The 18,378-nt window shown below is 66.3% G+C and carries 15 protein-coding genes and 1 tRNA gene; 7 read left to right on the top strand and 9 right to left on the bottom strand.

Going from position 1 to position 18,378, the window contains the following annotated elements; genetic code table 11:
- Positions 1-51: 51 nt before the first annotated feature.
- From clpX to PCQ86_RS06660, 6 genes are all read right to left on the bottom strand, one after another.
- On the bottom strand, positions 52-1,317 hold the full coding sequence (clpX, locus tag PCQ86_RS06685; protein ID WP_011804642.1) for an ATP-dependent Clp protease ATP-binding subunit ClpX: 1,266 nt from the start codon (positions 1,315-1,317) through the stop codon (positions 52-54).
- Positions 1,318-1,414: 97 nt separating this feature from the next.
- Positions 1,415-2,023: an ATP-dependent Clp endopeptidase proteolytic subunit ClpP gene (gene clpP, locus PCQ86_RS06680; RefSeq protein ID WP_015912823.1), complete on the bottom strand. Its 609-nt coding sequence runs from the start codon at positions 2,021-2,023 to the stop codon at positions 1,415-1,417.
- Positions 2,024-2,146: 123 nt separating this feature from the next.
- A complete protein-coding gene (gene tig, locus PCQ86_RS06675; protein ID WP_135148946.1) occupies positions 2,147-3,457 on the bottom strand; it encodes a trigger factor in 1,311 nt (436 codons plus the stop codon).
- 79 nt (positions 3,458-3,536) lie between these two features.
- Positions 3,537-3,623, bottom strand: a tRNA-Leu gene (locus PCQ86_RS06670).
- Between the two features lie 89 nt (positions 3,624-3,712).
- A complete protein-coding gene (locus tag PCQ86_RS06665) occupies positions 3,713-6,862 on the bottom strand; it encodes an efflux RND transporter permease subunit (RefSeq protein WP_270175138.1) in 3,150 nt (1,049 codons plus the stop codon).
- An 11-nt stretch (positions 6,863-6,873) separates the two neighbouring features.
- The gene (locus PCQ86_RS06660) at positions 6,874-8,127 is read right to left on the bottom strand and encodes an efflux RND transporter periplasmic adaptor subunit (RefSeq protein ID WP_270175137.1); all 1,254 of its coding nucleotides are present in this window, start codon (positions 8,125-8,127) and stop codon (positions 6,874-6,876) included.
- Positions 8,128-8,214: 87 nt separating this feature from the next.
- Here PCQ86_RS06660 and hpnC point away from each other — a divergent pair, with 87 nt between their 5' ends.
- A complete protein-coding gene (gene hpnC / locus PCQ86_RS06655) occupies positions 8,215-9,105 on the top strand; it encodes a squalene synthase HpnC (RefSeq protein ID WP_270175136.1) in 891 nt (296 codons plus the stop codon).
- Positions 9,106-9,189: 84 nt separating this feature from the next.
- Here the strand turns inward: hpnC and PCQ86_RS06650 are convergent, their stop codons facing one another.
- Positions 9,190-10,356, bottom strand: coding sequence for a glycosyltransferase (locus PCQ86_RS06650; protein WP_103738764.1), 1,167 nt, complete (start codon positions 10,354-10,356; stop codon positions 9,190-9,192).
- Between the two features lie 5 nt (positions 10,357-10,361).
- Complete coding sequence (locus PCQ86_RS06645) at positions 10,362-11,252, bottom strand: UDP-2,3-diacylglucosamine diphosphatase (RefSeq protein ID WP_011804635.1); 891 nt, start codon at positions 11,250-11,252, stop codon at positions 10,362-10,364.
- A gap of 147 nt (positions 11,253-11,399) precedes the next feature.
- On the opposite strand from PCQ86_RS06645, the gene hpnD reads away from it, so the two are divergent.
- Both hpnD and hpnE read left to right on the top strand, forming a co-directional pair.
- The gene (gene hpnD, locus PCQ86_RS06640) at positions 11,400-12,239 is read left to right on the top strand and encodes a presqualene diphosphate synthase HpnD (RefSeq protein WP_015912817.1); all 840 of its coding nucleotides are present in this window, start codon (positions 11,400-11,402) and stop codon (positions 12,237-12,239) included.
- Positions 12,236-13,540, top strand: a complete 1,305-nt coding sequence (gene hpnE, locus PCQ86_RS06635; RefSeq protein WP_270175135.1) for a hydroxysqualene dehydroxylase HpnE — start codon at positions 12,236-12,238, stop codon at positions 13,538-13,540. Before hpnD ends, hpnE begins: the two co-directional genes overlap by 4 nt.
- Positions 13,541-13,564: 24 nt before the next feature.
- Here the strand turns inward: hpnE and PCQ86_RS06630 are convergent, their stop codons facing one another.
- On the bottom strand, positions 13,565-14,854 hold the full coding sequence (locus PCQ86_RS06630) for a YihY family inner membrane protein (protein ID WP_270175134.1): 1,290 nt from the start codon (positions 14,852-14,854) through the stop codon (positions 13,565-13,567).
- Between the two features lie 21 nt (positions 14,855-14,875).
- On the opposite strand from PCQ86_RS06630, the gene PCQ86_RS06625 reads away from it, so the two are divergent.
- The 4 genes from PCQ86_RS06625 to PCQ86_RS06610 are packed head-to-tail and all read left to right on the top strand — an operon-like array spanning position 14,876 to position 18,377.
- Positions 14,876-15,292, top strand: coding sequence for a DUF2069 domain-containing protein (locus tag PCQ86_RS06625; protein ID WP_123676570.1), 417 nt, complete (start codon positions 14,876-14,878; stop codon positions 15,290-15,292).
- A 41-nt stretch (positions 15,293-15,333) separates the two neighbouring features.
- The gene (locus PCQ86_RS06620) at positions 15,334-16,758 is read left to right on the top strand and encodes an FAD-binding oxidoreductase (RefSeq protein ID WP_270175133.1); all 1,425 of its coding nucleotides are present in this window, start codon (positions 15,334-15,336) and stop codon (positions 16,756-16,758) included.
- Positions 16,759-16,810: 52 nt separating this feature from the next.
- A complete protein-coding gene (locus PCQ86_RS06615) occupies positions 16,811-17,644 on the top strand; it encodes a thymidylate synthase (protein WP_047351250.1) in 834 nt (277 codons plus the stop codon).
- Positions 17,645-17,681: 37 nt separating this feature from the next.
- A complete protein-coding gene (locus PCQ86_RS06610) occupies positions 17,682-18,377 on the top strand; it encodes a phospholipase D family protein (RefSeq protein ID WP_270175132.1) in 696 nt (231 codons plus the stop codon).
- The last annotated feature ends 1 nt before the right edge of the window (position 18,378 follow it).

The following is an 18,378-nucleotide window of genomic DNA, read 5'->3' as shown; positions in this document are numbered from 1 at the left end:
GGCTCGCCGGGCGCATCACTAACGCGCGCGACTCCCGGCGACACACGGCTTTCAGGCGGTCTTGGCGGCCTCGCGATAAACCAGCAAAGGGGCCTTGTTCTCTTCGATGGTGGCCTCGTCCACCACCACCTTTTCCACGTTGGAGACGTTGGGCAAGTCAAACATGGTGCCAATCAACGCTTGCTCAAGAATGGAGCGCAAGCCGCGGGCACCCGTCTTGCGTGCGATGGCTTTTCGCGCGATCGACTTCAACGCAGCGGGACGAATTTCCAGCTCAACGCCTTCCATCGCCAGCAACTTGCTGTACTGCTTGACCAAGGCGTTTTTGGGCTCGGTGAGGATTTGCACCAGCGCGTCCTCGCTCAGTTCGGCCAGCGCTGTGACCACGGGCATGCGACCCACCAACTCTGGAATCAGGCCGAATTTGATGAGGTCCTCAGGCTCGATATCCTGAAACACCTCGGTCAAAGAACGCTGCTTTTTGCTACGCACTGCCGCGCCAAAGCCAATACCGGAAGCTTCAGTACGGTTCTCAATGACCTTTTCCAGCCCAGCAAACGCACCACCACAAATGAACAGAATGTTGGTGGTATCGATCTGCAGAAAATCCTGATTGGGATGCTTGCGTCCACCTTGTGGAGGCACGCTCGCCATGGTCCCCTCGATGAGCTTGAGCAGCGCTTGCTGCACACCTTCACCTGAGACATCCCGCGTAATACTGGGGTTGTCGGATTTGCGCGAAATTTTGTCGATTTCGTCGATGTAGACAATGCCCCGCTGGGCACGTTCCACATCGTAGTTGCAGCTTTGCAGGAGTTTCTGGACGATGTTCTCCACGTCCTCTCCAACATAGCCGGCTTCCGTCAGCGTGGTGGCGTCAGCCATCACGAAAGGCACATCGAGCTGCCGCGCCAAGGTCTGCGCAAGCAACGTCTTGCCCGACCCCGTAGGGCCGATCAACAGGATGTTGCTCTTGGACAGTTCCACCTCGTCCTTACCGGCCTTGTCCTTGTGGCGCAGGCGCTTGTAGTGGTTGTACACGGCGACGGCCAGCGTACGTTTGGCCTTTTCCTGGCCAATCACGTAATGATCGAGGTTGGTCTTGATTTCCGCAGGCGTAGGCAGATCTCCGCGGCCTTCGCGTCCGGCATCGCCGGTGGGCAGCTCATCACGGATGATCTCGTTGCACAGGTCAATGCACTCGTCGCAGATAAAGACCGACGGACCGGCGATCAGCTTCTTTACTTCATGCTGGCTTTTACCGCAAAAAGAGCAGTAAAGGGTTTTTTCGCTGGAGGAGCCTTTTTTCTCGGCCATGGGGGCAATGCCTTATGACTGGGGATGTTGTCAAGATGATAACGAAATAAAAACGGCGTTTCCCACAGGGGGAAACGCCGCGCGCGCCGGCCAAAACTCAGGGGCGCTTGGCAATGACCTGGTCCACGATGCCGTAATCCTTGGCTTCGTCCGCGGTCATGAAATAGTCCCGCTCGGTATCCGCCTTCACCTTCTCGATGGGCTGTCCCGTGCGCTCCGCCAGGATGCGGTTCATCTGATCCTTGGTACGCAGAATGTCGCGGGCGTGAATCTCGATATCCGTCGCCTGTCCGCGGGCACCGCCCAGCACCTGGTGGATCATGATTTTGGAGTTGGGCAGCGAATAGCGCTTGCCCTTGGCCCCTGCAGCCAGCAGGAAAGCCCCCATGCTCGCCGCAAAGCCGCAGCACAGCGTGGACACATCCGGCTTGATGAACTGCATGGTGTCATAGATGGCCATGCCCGCCGTCACGCTGCCACCCGGGGAGTTGATGTAGAACGAAATATCCTTGTCCGGGTTCTCGCTCTCAAGGAACAGCAGCTGCGCAACCACCAGGTTGGCAGTCTGGTCATTGACCTCACCCACCAGGAAGATCACGCGCTCCTTCAACAGGCGCGAATAAATGTCGTAGGACCGCTCGCCGCGGCCGGACTGCTCAATGACCATGGGGATCATGCCCAGGGCTTGCGTTTCCAATGCGCTCATACGTTTCTCCAGTCAGGCGGATACTGTACCCAGAAAATGAATTGGGGCTTGTGCCGCAAAGCACAAGCCCCGCCGGGTTTCGTCCTCACCCCTGGGTCAAAGCCCGGGGCAAGGGCCAGCTACTCAGGCCTGGCCCATCAGTTCATCGAAGGATACGGCCTTGTCGTTCACCTTGGCCTGGCCCAGCACGAAGTCGGTCACATTGTTCTCGATGACCACGGCTTCCACCTCAGCCAGGCGATTGCGGTCGCTGAAGTACCAGCGCACCACGTCCTCAGGCTTCTCGTAGCTGGCAGCCAGCTCGTCCACGTGGGCCTTCAACTGCTCCGGCTTGGCCTGCAGGTTATTGGCACGCACGAGTTCGGCGACCACCAGGCCCAGGCGCACGCGGCGCTCGGCCTGAGGGCGGAACACGTCCTCGGGGATTTCGGCCTTGTCGGCGTCCTTGATGCCGCGCTGCTTGAGGTCGGCGCGTGCAGCTTCCAGCAGGCGGGCAATTTCAGCCTGCACGCTGGCGTTGGGCAGATCCAGTTCCGCTTTGGACACCAGAGCGTCCATCACGGCTTGCTTGTTGCGGGCCAGCAGGCGGAATTTGACTTCGCGCTCCAGGTTCTTCTTGATGTCGGCGCGCAAGCCTTCCACCGTGCCGTCGGCAATGCCGAGCGACTTGGCCAGTTGCTCATTCACCTCGGGCAGGTGGGCCGCTTCGATCTTCTTGACGGTCACCATGAAGTCGGCCGTCTTGCCAGCCACGTCCTTGCCGTGGTAGTCCTCGGGGAAGGCCAGGGGGAAGGTCTTGCTCTCGCCCGACTTCATGCCGCGCACTGCGTCTTCGAATTCCTTGAGCATCTGGCCCTCGCCCACCAGGAACTGGAAGTCCTCGGCCTTGCCGCCCTGGAAGGGCTCGCCGTCGATCTTGCCCTCGAAATCCACCGTCACGCGATCGCCGTCTTCTGCAGCAGCGGCCAGGGCACGCTGTGCAAAGGTACGGCGCTGCTTGCGCAGGATGTCCAAGGTCTTGTCGATGGCGCTGTCGGTCACTTCGGCGGAGAGCTTCTCGACTTCCGCGGTGGACAGATCGCCGATCTTGACCTCGGGGAACACCTCGAACACGGCCTCGAAAGTCACTTCGCCTTCAGGCGCGCCGTCCTTCTCCGTGATGCGGGGCTGGCCTGCCACGCGCAGGTTGGCTTCATTGGCGGCCTGTGCAAACGCCTCGCCCACCTTGTCGTTCAGCACTTCGTATTGCACCGAATAGCCGTAACGCTGAGCCACTACGCTCATAGGGACCTTGCCGGGACGGAAACCATCCATCTTCACCGTACGGGCCAGGCGCTTGAGGCGCGCGTCCACTTCGGTCTGGATCGTGGTCAGGGGCAAGCTCAGCGTGATCTTGCGCTCAAGCTTTTCAAGGGTTTCAACAGTTACGGCCATGGTTGTTCCTAGTGTCTGGATGCGGACCGTGCCGACTTGCAGTGCAAGCCTGCACCACGTTCCCGCCAAAGTCTCACGTTGGTGCGCGGGGGGGGACTCGAACCCCCACACCATTGCTGGCGTCAGGACCTAAACCTGGTGCGTCTACCAATTTCGCCACCCGCGCAGTTCTGAAAGCCACCCGGATGGCAGGCACAGCAGGCCACCCCGGTGGAATAGGTCAAACGGCAGATTTTACCCTGTTGCGGCCCGCCTTTAAATGGAATCGTTTATCGGCGCTCCGGGATCGGGCCGCCGCACACGAAACCACGCGGCGTACATCGCGGGCAGTGCCAGCAGCGTGAGCACCGTGGCCACGACCAGTCCACCCATGATGGCCACGGCCATAGGCCCCCAGAACACGCTGCGCGACAGCGGGATCATGGCGAGCACCGCCGCCGCCGCCGTCAGCACGATGGGCCGCAGGCGCCACACGGCCGCCGCCACGATCGCGTCCCACGCCGGCACGCCGGCCGCACGGTTGAGCTCGATCTGGTCGATCAGGATCACCGAATTGCGCTGGATCATGCCCATGAGAGCGATAACCCCCAGTAGCGCCACAAAGCCGAAGGGCCGGTTCAGCAGCAGCAGCGCCGCCGCCACTCCCGCAATCCCCAACGGGCCGGTGAGGAACACCAGCACGGAGCGGCTGAAGCTGTGCAGCTGCAGCATCAGCAGCGTGAACACGATGAACAGCATGACGGGCACGCCCGCCACGATGGAGGCCGAGCCCTTGCTGCTCTCCTCCACCGCACCCGCGACCTCGATGCGCACGCCGTTCTCACCGGCCTCCTGCCAGCGGGCCTCCAGCGCGCGCAACTCGGGCAGCAGTTGCGCCGTGACGGTGGCGCCCTGCAGCCCCTCCACCAGGTCGCCCTGTACGGTGATGGCGTAGTTGCGGTTCCAGCGCCACATCACCCCCGGCTCCCAGGTGAACACGGGCCTGGCGATCTGCGTGAGCGGAATGGAGCGGCCCGAAGCCGTGGGCAGGTAGGCGTTGCCGATGTCGGAGATCGCCTCGCGCTCGTCCTGCGCCTGGCGCAGCACGATCTCGATGAGCTTGTCTCCCTCGCGGTACTGCCCCACCGTGGAGCCGCTGAACATGATGCGCGAAGCCTGGGCGATGGACTGGCTGGTCACTCCCAGCGCGCGCGCCTTGTCCTGGTCCACCTCCAGGCGAACCACCTTGACCGACTCGTTCCAGTTGTCGTTCACGCCGATCAGGTTGGCGTTGCCGCGCATCAGCGCCTTCACCTCGTCGGCGCGCTCGCGCAGCACGGCCGGGTCGCTGCCCACCACGCGGAACTGCACCGGGTAGGGCACGGGCGGGCCGTTGGGCAGCAGCTTCACGCGGCCGCGTGCCTCGGGGACCTCCTCGGCCAACAACCGGGGCAGGCGCAGGCGCAGCGACTCGCGCTCGGGCAGGCTCTTGGCCAGCACGATGAACTGCGATACGTTGGGCTGGGGGAACACCTGGTCCAGCGGCAGGTAAAAACGCGGGGTGCCCGAACCCACCCACGCGGCCACGCTGGCCACGCCTTCCTGCTCCATCAGCCGCTGCTCTACACGGCGCACCACGGCCTCGTTGGCTGCGAAGGAGGTGCCCTCGGGGAACCACAGGTCCACCATGATTTCCGGCCGGCTGGAGTCGGGAAAGAACTGCTGCTGCACGCGCCCCATGCCCACCAGCCCCAGCGCAAAGATGCCGATGGTGGCGCCGATGGTGATCCACCGGTGCGCCACGCACCAGTCCACCATGTGCCGGAAGCGGTGGTAGAACGGCGTGTCGAACACCTCGGGCGGCGACGCATCGGGCGCATGCGGCTTCACCTTCAGCAGCAGCGTGCCCAGGTAGGGCACGAAATAGACCGACACGATCCACGACAGCACCAGCGAAATCACCGTCACCGCGAAGATCGCGAAGGTGTATTCACCCGTGACCGATTTGGCGATGCCGATGGGCAAGAAACCCGCGGCCGTGATGAGCGTGCCGGTGAGCATGGGCTTGGCCGTCACGTCATACGCAAACGTGGCCGCGCGCACCTTGTCGTAGCCCTCCTCCATCTTGCGCACCATCATCTCCACGGCAATGATGGCGTCGTCCACCAGCAGCCCCAGCGCGATGATGAGCGACCCCAGCGACACCTTGTGCAGCCCTATTCCCAAATAGTGCATGGCCAGGAAGGTCACGGCCAGCACCAGCGGGATGGTGATCGCCACCACCAGGCCCGGCCGGTAGTCCACGTGCCAGCCAAAACGCCCGCCCTTGTGCAGCCCCAGCGAAATGAAGCTCACGGCGAGCACGATCACCACGGCCTCGATCAGCACCTTGATGAACTCGCCCACCGAATCGGCCACGGCCGCTGGCTGATCCTGCACCTGGTGCAATTGCACGCCGGCCGGCAGCCGCGCCTGGATGTCGGCCGCTGCAGCGCGCAGCGCCTTGCCCAGCCGGATGATGTCGCCACCCTTGGCCATGGAGATGCCCAGGCCGATGACCTCGTGCCCCTGGAAGCGCACCTTCACCCCCGGCGGATCGACATAGCCCCTTCGCACCTCGGCGATGTCGCCCAGGCGCAGCTGGGCTCCAGAGCCGCCGCGGATCGGCATGTCGCGCAGCTGCTCCACGCTGGTGAACTGCCCGCCCACGCGCACCTGCACCACGTCCTGCGGCGACTGGATCGCGCCCGCGCTCTCCACCGCATTCTGCGCACCCAGCTGCTGCAACACCGCGTTGAAGTCCAGCCCCAGCTGCGCCAGACGCTTTTGCGAGACCTCGACCCAGACGCGCTCGTCCTGCACGCCGAACTGCTCGACCTTGGCCACGTCCCTCACGCGCAGCAACTGCTGGCGCACGTCGTCGGCGAAGTCCTTCAGCTCGGCATAGCTGAAGCCCTCACCCTGCAGGGCGTAGATCACGCCGTACACGTCGCCGAACTCGTCGTTGAAGAACGGCCCCTGGATATTGCCCGGCAGCTGGTAGCGCATGTCACCCACCTTCTTGCGCACCTGGTACCAGATGTTGGCCACCTCCGCCGGCTTGGACGAGTCCTTGAGCTCGAAGATGATCTGCGACTCGCCCGGCTTGCTGTAGCTGCGGATCTTGTCGGCGTAGGGCACCTCCTGCAGGGTGCGCTCGATCTTGTCCGTCACCTGCTCGGCCACCTGCTGCGCCGTGGCGCCGGGCCAGTAGGTGCGCACCACCATGGCGCGGAAGGTGAAGGGCGGGTCCTCGTCCTGCCCCAGCTGAAAGTACGCGGCGATGCCCAGCACCATCAGCACCACCATCAGGTAGCGCGTGAGCGCGGCATGTTCCAGCGCCCAGCGCGACAGGTTAAAGCCCTGCTTGGGCTGCGTCTGCTGCATGGGGCGGCTCCTCAGCGAGCGGCAGCGGAGGCCGCTGGCGCTTCATTATTAATAGCTGGTAGCGCTTGCCCTTCGGGCGTTGGAGCCGTTTTTGGCTTGTAAACCGTCACCACCTGTCCCGGCGCCAGCACATGCACGCCCGTGGCCACCACCTGCATGCCGGGGGTGAGGCCGGCGGCGATCACGGCCTCGTTGCCGTCGGCCGTGGCGATCTGCACCGGCTGCAGGCGCACGGTGCCGGTGGCACTGCCGTTCTTGGCCTCATAGACCCACACCACCGTCTGACCGCCCTCCTGGCGCAGGGCGCTGGTGGGCAGCTTGATCGCCTGCACGCCGCCCCGCGCCAGCACCTGCGGCGCCACATACACGGTGGCGCCCAGCGGCGGCACGTCCGCGCCCTCCACCGCCACTTTCACGAGGAAGGTGCGCGTCACCGGATCGGCGCTGGCCGCCACCTCGCGCACCCGGCCCAGCAGCAGCGCGTCGCCCGACCAGGCGCGCACCTGCACGGCCTGCCCTGCGCGCAACTGGCCCACCTTGTCCTCCGGCACCGAGAACACCGCGTCGCGCGGGCCGTCGCGTGCAATGCGCACCACCGGCGCGCCCGCAGACACCACTTGGCCGGGCTCGGCGTCAACCGACGTCACCACCCCCGGCGCATCCGCCACCAGGCGTGTGTACTCGGTCTGGTTGCCCTGGGAAGCGAGCTGCGCGCGCGCCTGGTCCAGCGAAGCCTGCGCGGCCTTCAGCTGAGCCTGGCGGCGGTCCAGCTCCGCCCCGCTGATGAAGTTCTGCGCGCGCAGCTTGGAAAAGCGCTCGAAATCCGCCGCGGCCAAATCACGCTGCGCGGTGGCGGACGCCACCTGGGCGCGCGCGGCCTGCGCGGCCAGCTCATAGTCGCGCGGATCCAGTTGCGCCAACACCTGGCCGGTCTGCACGCGCTGGCCCAGCTCGGCCTGGCGCTGCACGATCTTGCCGGCCACGCGAAAACCCAGGCGCGATTCCACGCGCGCGCGCACTTCGCCCGCGTATTCCAGGTGCATCTGCAGGGGCGCCACGCCGACGGTGAGCAGTTTCACCGCGCGCACCGGCTCTGGCGCCGGCTCGCGGCGCGAACATCCCGCCAGCGCCAAGGCAGCCACGGCCAGCACCAGTGCAGCACCCGCCACGCCGCCACGCGGCGGCCACAAAAAAACCCCGCGGCGGGGTTGCAATGAAGACGGGCCCGGCAGGCCCGCGGCGCGCTGTGCGACAGGGTGGGTCATGGAAACATCCGGTATGCCAAATTACTGACTGACTGGTTAGTAATCTATGAGAGGCCGGTCGCTCTTGTCAAGCACGACAATGGCCGCGTGAAGCATCCCGAGTCCCCCGCCCCCCTGCGCGATCCGCGCACCGCGCCCGCCGAGGCGCCGCCGGTCACGCACTACGAGAACTTTCCCGTGGCTTCGCTGCTGTGCCCGCCACGGCTGCGCCCGCCGATCGCCGCGATCTACGCGTTTGCGCGCACGGCCGACGACATTGCCGACGAGGGCTCGGCCACCGCCGACGAGCGCCTGGCCGACCTGCGTGCCTACCGCGCCGAGCTTCAATCCGTGGCGGCCGGGCACTCCCCCCAGACGCGCTGGGCCGCCGTGTTTGGGCCGCTGCAGGCGGTGTTGCGCAGCCACCAGCTGCCCGTGCCGCTGCTGGACGACCTGCTGGACGCCTTCATGCAGGACGTCACCCTGACCGAGGCCGGCGCCACCTACCCCGACCGCGCCGCGCTGCTGGACTACTGCCGCCGCTCGGCCAATCCCGTGGGGCGTCTGCTGCTGCACCTGTACGGCGTGCAGAGCGACGATGCTTTGCGCGAGAGCGACGCCATCTGCAGCGCGCTGCAGCTCATCAACTTCTGGCAGGACCTGAGCGTGGACCTGCCCCGCGGGCGCCACTACCTCACCGATGCCGACTGCGCCGCCCATGGCGTGGCGCGCGCGGACCTCGCAGCGCAGCGCCGCTCCGCCGCCAGCGACCGGCTGGTGCTGGACTGCGCCGCCTGGGCCCGCGCTCTCATGCTCGAAGGCAGCCCCCTGGTACACCGGCTGAGCGGCAGCATCGGGTGGGAGCTGCGCCTGGTCGTGCAGGGCGGTCTGCGCATTCTGGACAAGGTGCAGGCGCTGGATGGCGCCAGCCTGCTCACGCGGCCGCGGCTGGGCACGCTCGACTGGCCCCGCATGCTGGCGCGCGCCGCGCGCATGTAAGGGCCGCCCCACCGGCTGCAGCAGCGCGAGCACGCGGGGGTCAATGGGGCCCCATCACCGCATCGCGCGGCGCGCGTGCAACCCTCAGGCTACCCAGCGCCCGGCCCATTCGGCGCGGGCCTGCGCATGGCGCAGGATCTGCGCCAGCGCCTGCGGCACTTCGGCCGCCGCACGGTTGTGCATGCGCCGCGTCGCGGCCTGGTAGCGCGGCAGGTCGGCCAGCAGGGCCTGCACGCCCGATGCGATGGACCGGAAGCTCGGCAACACCAGTCCCAGGCCCTGCTCACCCACCCATTCCGTGCAGTAACGCTCCTGCGGCATGGTCCACGCATTGCGCGTGACGATGGGCGGCAGCCCCATGTGCACCGCCTCGCTCAGGCTGCCGCTGCCCGGCTTGCCGATGAAGAAGTCCGCCAGCTGCATGACGCGCGCCATCTCGCGCGTGTATTCGAGCACCACGGTAGGCGCGTTGCGGCGCAGTGCCCGCAGAGCCTGCGCCAGGGCCGCGTTGCGCCCGCAGGCCAGGATCAGCGGGGTGTCCGTCAAGCGGCGGGCTATCGTCACCATCTCCCTGGAACCCTCGGAGCCAAACAGCACCAGCCCCACGGGGCGCTCGTCCAGCCCCAGCCGCGCCCGCTCGGCGGCACGATCCTGGTCCACCGGCGCATGGAACTGCGCACTCAGCACCATCCCCGAGGTTTCCCAGATGCGGTGGGGCGGAAAGTCCGCAGCGCGCGCCTGGTCCACGGCATAAGGCGAGCCACAGACCACGATCTGCTGGGTTTGCGGCTCCATCCAGAAGCTGGGCGGGCAATCGGCCAGATCGGTCATCACCGTGACGTAGGGCACGCCTGGCAGGGCCTGCTCCAGCGCGTCGGCCATGGCGCGGTTGAAGTTGGGCACCAGCGACACCACCATCGCCGGCCGGCGTGCCGCCCAGTGCCGGCGCAGCGACTGCATGAGCCGCTGGTGGCTCCAGCGGATCATGCCCTGCAGCAGGCGCAACTCGTGCGTCAGCCCCAGCGTCCAGCCCCGGGCCAGGCGCTTGTTGTAGACGTCTTCCGGCTCCATGCCCGTCCACTGGCGAAAGCGCGCGTTCGGGTCCAGCACCTCGAAGAGATTGGTGCGGCACACCTGCCACGGCAGCCCAGCGCGGGCGATGGCCGCTTCCAGCGCCAGCGCGGAGGTGCGGTGTCCGCCCCCGGCATTGAAATAGATCAGCTCGACCAACGGGGCAGCTTCAGGCGCCATGGACTTCAATCGGTAGTGACAGGAATGGGTTGCGGTAGTTCTGCGCCGCTCTTGCGCTGCACGGGCATGTGCTGCGCCCAGTGCAGGATCTCCAGGCGCCCATCGGCGTGCTCGGCCAGCGCGCTGAGGCTTTCCACCCAGTCGCCATCGTTGGCATACAGGATGCCGTCGATGTCTCGCAGCTCCGCATGGTGGATGTGCCCGCACACCACGCCGTGCAGGCCGCGCTTGCGCGCTTCGCGCGCCACCGCGTTCTCGAAGTCGCCCACGTAGCTCACGGCGCGCTTGACCTTGAGCTTGAGATATTTGGACAGCGACCAGTACGGCAGCCCCAGGCGCGCGCGCAGGGTGTTCAGGTGCCGGTTGAGCTTGAGCGTGAATTCGTAGAGCGAGTCGCCCACATGGGCCAGCCACTTGGCGCACTGGATCACGCCGTCGAACAGGTCGCCATGGATCACCCACAGCGCGCGGCCGTCGGCCGTCTCGTGCACCCAGTCCTCGGCGACGGCAACACCGCCGAAGTTGAGCTGCACATAACGGCGCGCAAACTCGTCATGGTTGCCGGGGATGAAGATCACGCGCGTGCCCTTGCGGGCCTTGCGCAACAGCTTCTGCACCACGTCGTTGTGCGCCTGCGGCCAGTACCACTGGCGGCGCAGTTGCCAGCCGTCGATGATGTCGCCCACCAGAAACAGCGTCTCGCACTCGGTGTGCTTGAGAAAGTCCAGCAGCGCCTGCGCCTGGCAGCCGGGCGTGCCCAGGTGCAGATCGGAAATCCAGAGCGTGCGGTAGCGCAGCGGGGGGCGCGCCGGGTCGCATGCATCATCCGCCGGGTCGTCCGGGGGCCGGGCCGCGGAGGATTTCCAGGCGTTCAGGAAGGCATCGTCGCGCATCATGAACAGGCATGGTGGGCCGGCGCCACGACAGCGGCATGACATTTCCACGTCTGCCCAGTGACGTTGCGGCGGCGCAGCGCTCAGGCCCTGCGCCGCGCATGTTTCCCCCGCGAGCCCCGCCCAGGGCCATGGGAGAATCACGCCCCCATGAGTCCTGAACAGTACGTCCAGCAAAAGGCCGCCGCCTCCGGCAGCAGCTTCTACTACGCCTTCCTCTTCCTGCCGCGCGAGCGGCGTACGGCCATCACGGCCTTCTACGCCTTTTGCCGCGAGGTGGACGACGTGGTGGACGAAGTCTCCGAAGCCAGCGTGGCCCAGGCCAAGCTGGCCTGGTGGCAGGGCGAGGTGGCCAAGGCCTTTGCCGGGCAACCCAGCCACCCGGTGATGCAGGCGCTGATGCCGCATGCGGCCGCCTACGGCATCGAACAGCGCCACCTGCTGGCCGTGATCGAGGGCTGCCAGATGGACCTGGAGCAGACGCGCTACCTGGACTTCGCGGGCCTGGCGCGCTACTGCCACCTGGTGGCCGGCGTGGTGGGCGAGGTGGCCGCGCGCATCTTCGGCCAGCAAGATGAGCGCACCACGCAGTACGCGCACAAGCTGGGCCTGGCGTTCCAGCTCACCAACATCATCCGCGACGTGGGCGAGGACGCCATGCGCGGGCGCATCTACCTGCCCATTTCCGAGCTGCAGCAGTTCGATGTGAAGGCGCACGAGATCACCAAACGCGAGTATTCGGAGCGCTTCACCGCGCTGATGCGCTTTCAGGCCGAGCGCGCGCACCTCTTCTACGACCAGGCGCTGGCGCTGCTGCCCGACGTGGATCGGCGCGCGCAGAAGCCCGGCCTGATGATGGCCAGCATCTACCGCACGCTGCTGCGCGAGATCGAGGCCGACAACTTCCAGGTACTGCACCAGCGCACGAGCCTCACGCCGCTGCGCAAGTTCTGGCTGGCCTGGAAGGTGCAGGCGCTGGGGATGATGTGAAGGTTGCCATCGTCGGCGCCGGCTGGGCCGGCATGGCCGCGGCCGTGCACGCGGTCCAGGCGGGCCACACGGTCAGCGTGTTCGAGGCCAGCCGCACCCTGGGCGGGCGCGCGCGCGCCGTGGCCGCCCAGCGCGCGGACGGCTCGCCCCTGGTGCTGGACAACGGCCAGCACATCCTCATCGGCGCCTATGCCGAATGCCTGCGCCTGATGCGCACCGTGGGCGTCACGCCCGACTCCGCCCTGCTGCGCCTACCCCTGGCGCTGGTGTTCCCCGACGGCAGCGGCCTGGCCCTGCCCGATGCCCCGCCGCCCTGGGATGCTCTGGCCGGCATCGCCCGCGCACGCGGCTGGAGCCTGCGCGAGCGTGCGGCCCTGCTGGCGCGCGCCGCACGCTGGCGGCTGGCGGGGTTCCGGTGCGCACCGGGCACCAGCGTGTCGGACTTGTGCGCAGGCCTGCCACAGCGGCTGGTGGACGAGTTCATCGCGCCGCTGTGCGTGTCGGCGTTGAACACGCCCGTGCAAGATTCCTGCGGCCAGGTGTTCCTGCGCGTGCTGCACGACAGCCTGTTCGCCGGCCGGGGCGGCTCCCACCTGCTGCTGCCGCGCACCGACCTGGGCGCGCTGTTCCCCGAGCCCGCGGCGCACTGGCTGCAGCAGCGCGGCCACGCGGTGCACCGCGGCCAACGCGTGCAGGCACTCGCACGCGACGAGGCCGGCTGGCGCGTGGACGGCTGCGCGTTCGACGCCGTGCTGCTGGCCACCAGCAGCACCGAGTCCGCCCGCCTGGTGGCCGACGCCGCCGTGCCCGCAGCCGAGCGCCCCGCCCTGCAGACCTGGGCCGCCGGTGCGCAGGCACTGCGCTTTGGCGCCATCGCCACCGTGTATGCCGAACTGCCGGGAGCGCGCACCCCGCTGCTGCCCCGCCCCATGCTGGCGCTGCGCGCGCGGGCACAACGGCCCGCGCAGTTCGTCTTCGACCGCGCGCTGCTGGGCGGCCCGGCCGGGCTGCTGGCGTTCGTGGTCAGCGCCTTCGAGGGCGAGCGCACCGCGCTGGAGCGCGACGTGCTGGCCCAGGCGGCCGAGGACCTGGCCCTGCCCGGCCTGCGCGCGGTGCAGACGGTGGTGGAAAAGCGCGCCACCTTTGCCTGCACGCCCGCCCTGGCGCGCCCGCCGCGCGTGATTGCGCCAGGACTGCAGGCCTGCGGCGACTACGTGGCAGGGCCCTACCCCGCCACGTTGGAGGGTGCGGTACTGCACGGCGCGGCGGCCGCGCATGATTTAGGCCAAAACAGCCTCTAGCGCTTACCCATCAAGCGCTAACAGCTATCGTTTAAGGAGCATCTCAGGCGACCGCTGCACGGACTCGCGCGGCAGCACGTCGGCCAGCGTGAGCACCTCCAGCCCCGTGTGCGCCCACAGGCGCTCCAGCGGCGGGGTGCGCGCCAGCAGCAGGCGCTGCACCAGCGGCTCCATGTGCGTGGTGGCTGGCTCGGCCAGCAGCACGTAGCGTGCGTCGGCTGCGTCGGACCCATCGGCGGCCGTCTCGTCCACCCGCACCACCCAATCCAGCGCCGCCAGCACCGGCAGCACGGACCCCACCTGCAGCACATCCACGCGCAGCCGCTGGGCCAGCTCCAACACGCTCAGCCCGTGGGGCGGTTGCTGGCGCGCGCGGTGCAGCTGCTGCAGCACCTCCACGGCCAGCAAGAAGGCCCAGCCCTCGCCCGTGGCGCAGCGCGCCACGCCGGCGAGCAGGCTCGGCAGATAGGCGGCCACCACCGCACCCAGCAGCACGATGACCCAGGCCACGTACACCCACAGCAGCAAGATGGGCAGCGTGGCGAACGTGCCGTACAGCACCGAATAGGTGGGTACCGACGCCAGGTACAGCGACAGCACTTTCTTGGCCAGCTCAATGCCCACGGCGACGAACACCCCGCCCGCCCAGGCGTGGCGCCAGTGCACCTGGGTGTTGGGCACATAGCGGTACAGCGCCGCCATGCCGGCGGCCAGCACGAAGAACTCGATCGCATCGAACAGCAGGCGCGCTCCGCCCGGCAGCGTGTCGCCGATACCGCGCGACGCGGCGCTGGCGACCGAGGTGGTCAGCGCCAGGCTGGCCGCCAGCACCAGCGGACCGAGCGTGAGCGCGGCCCAGTAGATCAGCACGCGCTGGCCCAGCGGGCGCAGGCGCTGCACGCGCCAGATGTTGTTGAGCGTGCGATCGATGGTGAGGATCAGCGCCAGCGCCGTCACCATGAGGATGGACAAGCCCGCCGCGCCCAGGCCATGCGCCTTGGCGGCGAACTGTGTGAGGTAGCCCAGCACCGGGCGCGAGATGCTGTCGGGCACCAGGCTGTCCACCAGCCAGCGCTGCAGCACGAGCTGCATCTCGGCAAACATGGGGAACACGGTGAACATGGCCAGCGCCACCGTCACGAACGGCACCAGCGACAGCAGCGTGGTGAAGGTGAGGCTGCTGGCCGTCAGCCCCAGGCGGTCCTCGCGAAAGCGCTCGCGCAGCGTCTGCGCGGTGGTGCGCCAGGGGAAGTGGGAAAGCTCCACCAGCCACTCCTCGGCACGCACTGCAATGGACTGTAGGGACAACGACATGACCGATATGATGCCAGCCCCATGCATCGCGAAACCCTGCCCCCCGCCCCCGCCCTGCACATCGCCACCGACGTGGCGGCCACGCGCTGGCTGGCCGTGGGCAGCCTGGCGGCGCTGATCGTGCTGTGCCTGGCCTGGGAGCTGTGGCTGGCGCCGGTGCGCCCGGGCGGCTCGTGGCTGGCGATCAAGGCCCTGCCGCTGGCGGTGCCGCTGGCCGGGCTGCTCAAGCGGCGCATGTACACCTACCGCTGGGTCAGCCTGCTGGTGTGGCTGTATTTCACCGAAGGGGTGGTGCGCGCCTGGAGCGACCCGGCGCCCGGCAACTGGCTGGCGGGCCTGGAGATCGTGCTGTGCCTGCTGCTGTTCACCGCCTGCGCGCTGCATGTGCGGCTGCGCCAGCGTGCCGCCAAGGCGGCACGCGCCGCCGCGCCTGCATGAGCGTGCTGAGCCTTTGCCTGACATCGACTGGATTGACCGCCATGACCACTGCCCTGCTCGACACCCTGCGCCAGATCGTTGGCGCCGCCCATGTACTGACCGAGGGCGACCTTGCCGCCTATGAACAGGACTGGCGCAAGCGCTCCCATGGCAAGTCCCTGGCCGTGGTGCGCCCGGGCTGCACGGCCGAGGTGGCAGCAGTGGTGCGCGCCTGTGCCGATGCCGGCGCGGCGATCGTGCCGCAGGGCGGCAACACCGGCCTGTCGGTGGGCAGCACGCCCGACGGCAGCGGCACGCAGGTGGTGCTGAGCCTCACGCGCATGAATGCGGTGCGCGCCATCGACCGCGACAACCTCACCATGACGGTGGAGGCCGGCTGCATATTGCAGGCCCTGCAGGAGACGGCCGAGAAAGCCGATCTGCTGTTCCCGCTGTCGCTTGCCGCAGAAGGCAGTTGCACCATCGGCGGCAACCTGTCCACCAATGCCGGCGGCACGCAGGTGGTGCGCTACGGCAACACGCGCGAGCTGTGCCTGGGCCTGGAGGTGGTCACGCCCCAGGGCGAAGTGTGGAACGGCCTCTCGGGCCTGCGCAAGGACAACACCGGCTACGACCTGCGCGACCTGTACATCGGCAGCGAAGGCACGCTCGGCATCATCACCGCGGCCACCATGAAGCTCTTCCCCCAGCCCGCCGCGCAGCTCACCGCCTGGGCCGCCGTGCCGTCGATGGGGGCGGCCGTGCGCCTGCTGGGCCTGTCGCATCAGCACCTGGGGGCCGGGCTCACGGGTTTCGAGGTGATGGGGCAGTTCGCGCTGTCGCTGGTCATCAAGCACATGCCGCAGTTGCGCGTGCCGTTCGCCGGGCTGGACGGCGCGCCGCCCTACTACGTGCTGCTGGAAAACAGCGACAGCGAATCCGAAGAACACGCGCGCCAGCGCTTCGAGGCGCTGCTGGAACTGGCCTTCGAGGACGGCTGCGTGCTGGACGCCGTGGTCGCCGAGAGCCTGTCGCAAGCGCATGAGCTGTGGCATATCCGCGAGAGCATTCCGCTGGCCCAGGCCGAAGAAGGCCTGAACATCAAGCACGACATTTCGATCGCCGCGTCGCGCATCCCCGCGTTCGTGGAGCACACCGATGCGCTGCTGCAGCGCGAGATTCCCGGCGTGCGCCTGGTCAACTTCGGCCACCTGGGCGACGGCAATCTGCACTACAACGTACAGGCGCCGGCGGGCGGCGATGCGCGGGAGTTCCTGCGCACGCAGGAGGACCGCGTCAACGCCCTGGTGTACGACGCGGTGGCGCAGTTCGACGGCTCGTTCTCGGCCGAGCACGGCGTGGGCGTGCTCAAGGCCGACAAGCTGGCGCAGTACAAGTCGCCCGTGGCCTTGGGGCTGATGCGCGCCATCAAGCAGGCCCTGGACCCGCAAGGCATCATGAACCCGGGCTGCATTCTTCAAAAATGAGAGCTGTTGGCGCTTGTCTAGCAAGCGCTGGAGCCACTTTTCATTCAAGACCATGACCCCACGCCCCATCCGCCACCAATACGAAGACCTGATGCGCCATGTGTTCGAGCACGGCACGGCCAAGGGCGACCGCACGGGCACGGGCACCAGGAGCGTGTTCGGCCACCAGATGCGCTTTGACCTGGCCGAAGGCTTTCCCCTGGTGACCACCAAGAAGGTGCACCTCAAGTCCATCATCCTGGAGCTGCTGTGGTTCCTGCGCGGCGACAGCAACGTGCGCTGGCTGCAGGAGCGCGGCTGCACCATCTGGGACGAGTGGGCGCGCGACGACGGCAGCCTGGGCCCCGTGTACGGCGTGCAGTGGCGCAGCTGGCCCACGCCGGACGGAGGCCACATCGACCAGATCCAGCAAGTGATCGACACCCTCAAGACCCACCCCGACAGCCGCCGCATCATCGTGAGCGCCTGGAACGTAGCCGAGCTGGACCAGATGGCGCTCATGCCCTGCCACGCGTTCTTCCAGTTCTACGTGGCGCCATCGCAGGTGGCTGGTGAGCCGGGCAAACTGAGCTGCCAGCTCTACCAGCGCAGCGCAGACATCTTCCTGGGCGTGCCGTTCAACATCGCGTCGTACGCGCTGCTCACGCACATGGTGGCGCAGCAGTGCGACCTGCAGGTGGGTGACTTCATCTGGACCGGCGGCGACTGCCATATCTACAGCAACCATTTCGAGCAGGTGCAGACCCAACTGGCGCGCCAGCCCTATGCCTACCCGACGCTGCAGATCAAGCGCCGGCCCGCATCCATCTTTGATTACGCCTACGAAGACTTCGAAGTGGTGGGCTACGAACACCACCCCGCCATCAAGGCGCCGGTGGCGGTGTAGCCAGTCTTTTCATTAACTTAAATACCAAGCAATATCAATGGCTAAGTTTTTGAACACTAGCGCAACCAATTATTTTCTAGAAGAACTAATCAAAGATGCGAAAGATCGCCTAGTTTTAATCAGTCCTTTTTTAAAACTTAACGATCGAATCAAGGAGCTTCTAGCAGACAAAAACAGGCTTAAAATTGATGTAAGAATCGTTTACGGAAAAAGCGAACTCCAGCCTGAGGAAATTTCCTGGCTAAATGACCTCACTTACATCCGCACAAGCTTTTGTAAAAATTTGCACGCAAAATGCTACATAAACGAATCGTTCTGCATTGTAACAAGCCTGAATCTCTATGAATTCAGTCAAGTCAATAATAACGAAATGGGAGTTTTATTTAATCGCACCGATGATCCAGAACTTTATCGCGACGCCTACGAAGAGGCTCAACGTATTATCCGGATCAGCGAAGAGGTAAGAATATCTTTAGAGCGGATAAATTCAAAAGATTCCGAAGAAACCACAGAGGAAGAACAGGGAAGTAAATTAACTTCATCCAAAATAGCAGCCAAACACGGCCTTAAAACAGCTCAGTTCATTGAACGTCTGATTGGCACAGGGCATCTAGAACTCAAAGATGGGAAGCCCCACCTCACGGCTAAGGGTAAAGATGCAGGTGGCGAGTACAAATTCAGTAAAAAATTTGGCTCTTACTTTATCTGGCCCGACGATTTGCAATTCGAATAGC

The organism is Diaphorobacter sp. ED-3 (genome assembly GCF_027625375.1).
GTDB classification, from domain to species: Bacteria; Pseudomonadota; Gammaproteobacteria; order Burkholderiales; family Burkholderiaceae_C; genus Diaphorobacter; species Diaphorobacter nitroreducens.
Note: the sequence above shows the minus strand (reverse complement) of the source record. Positions and strands in the feature narration are given on the sequence as shown.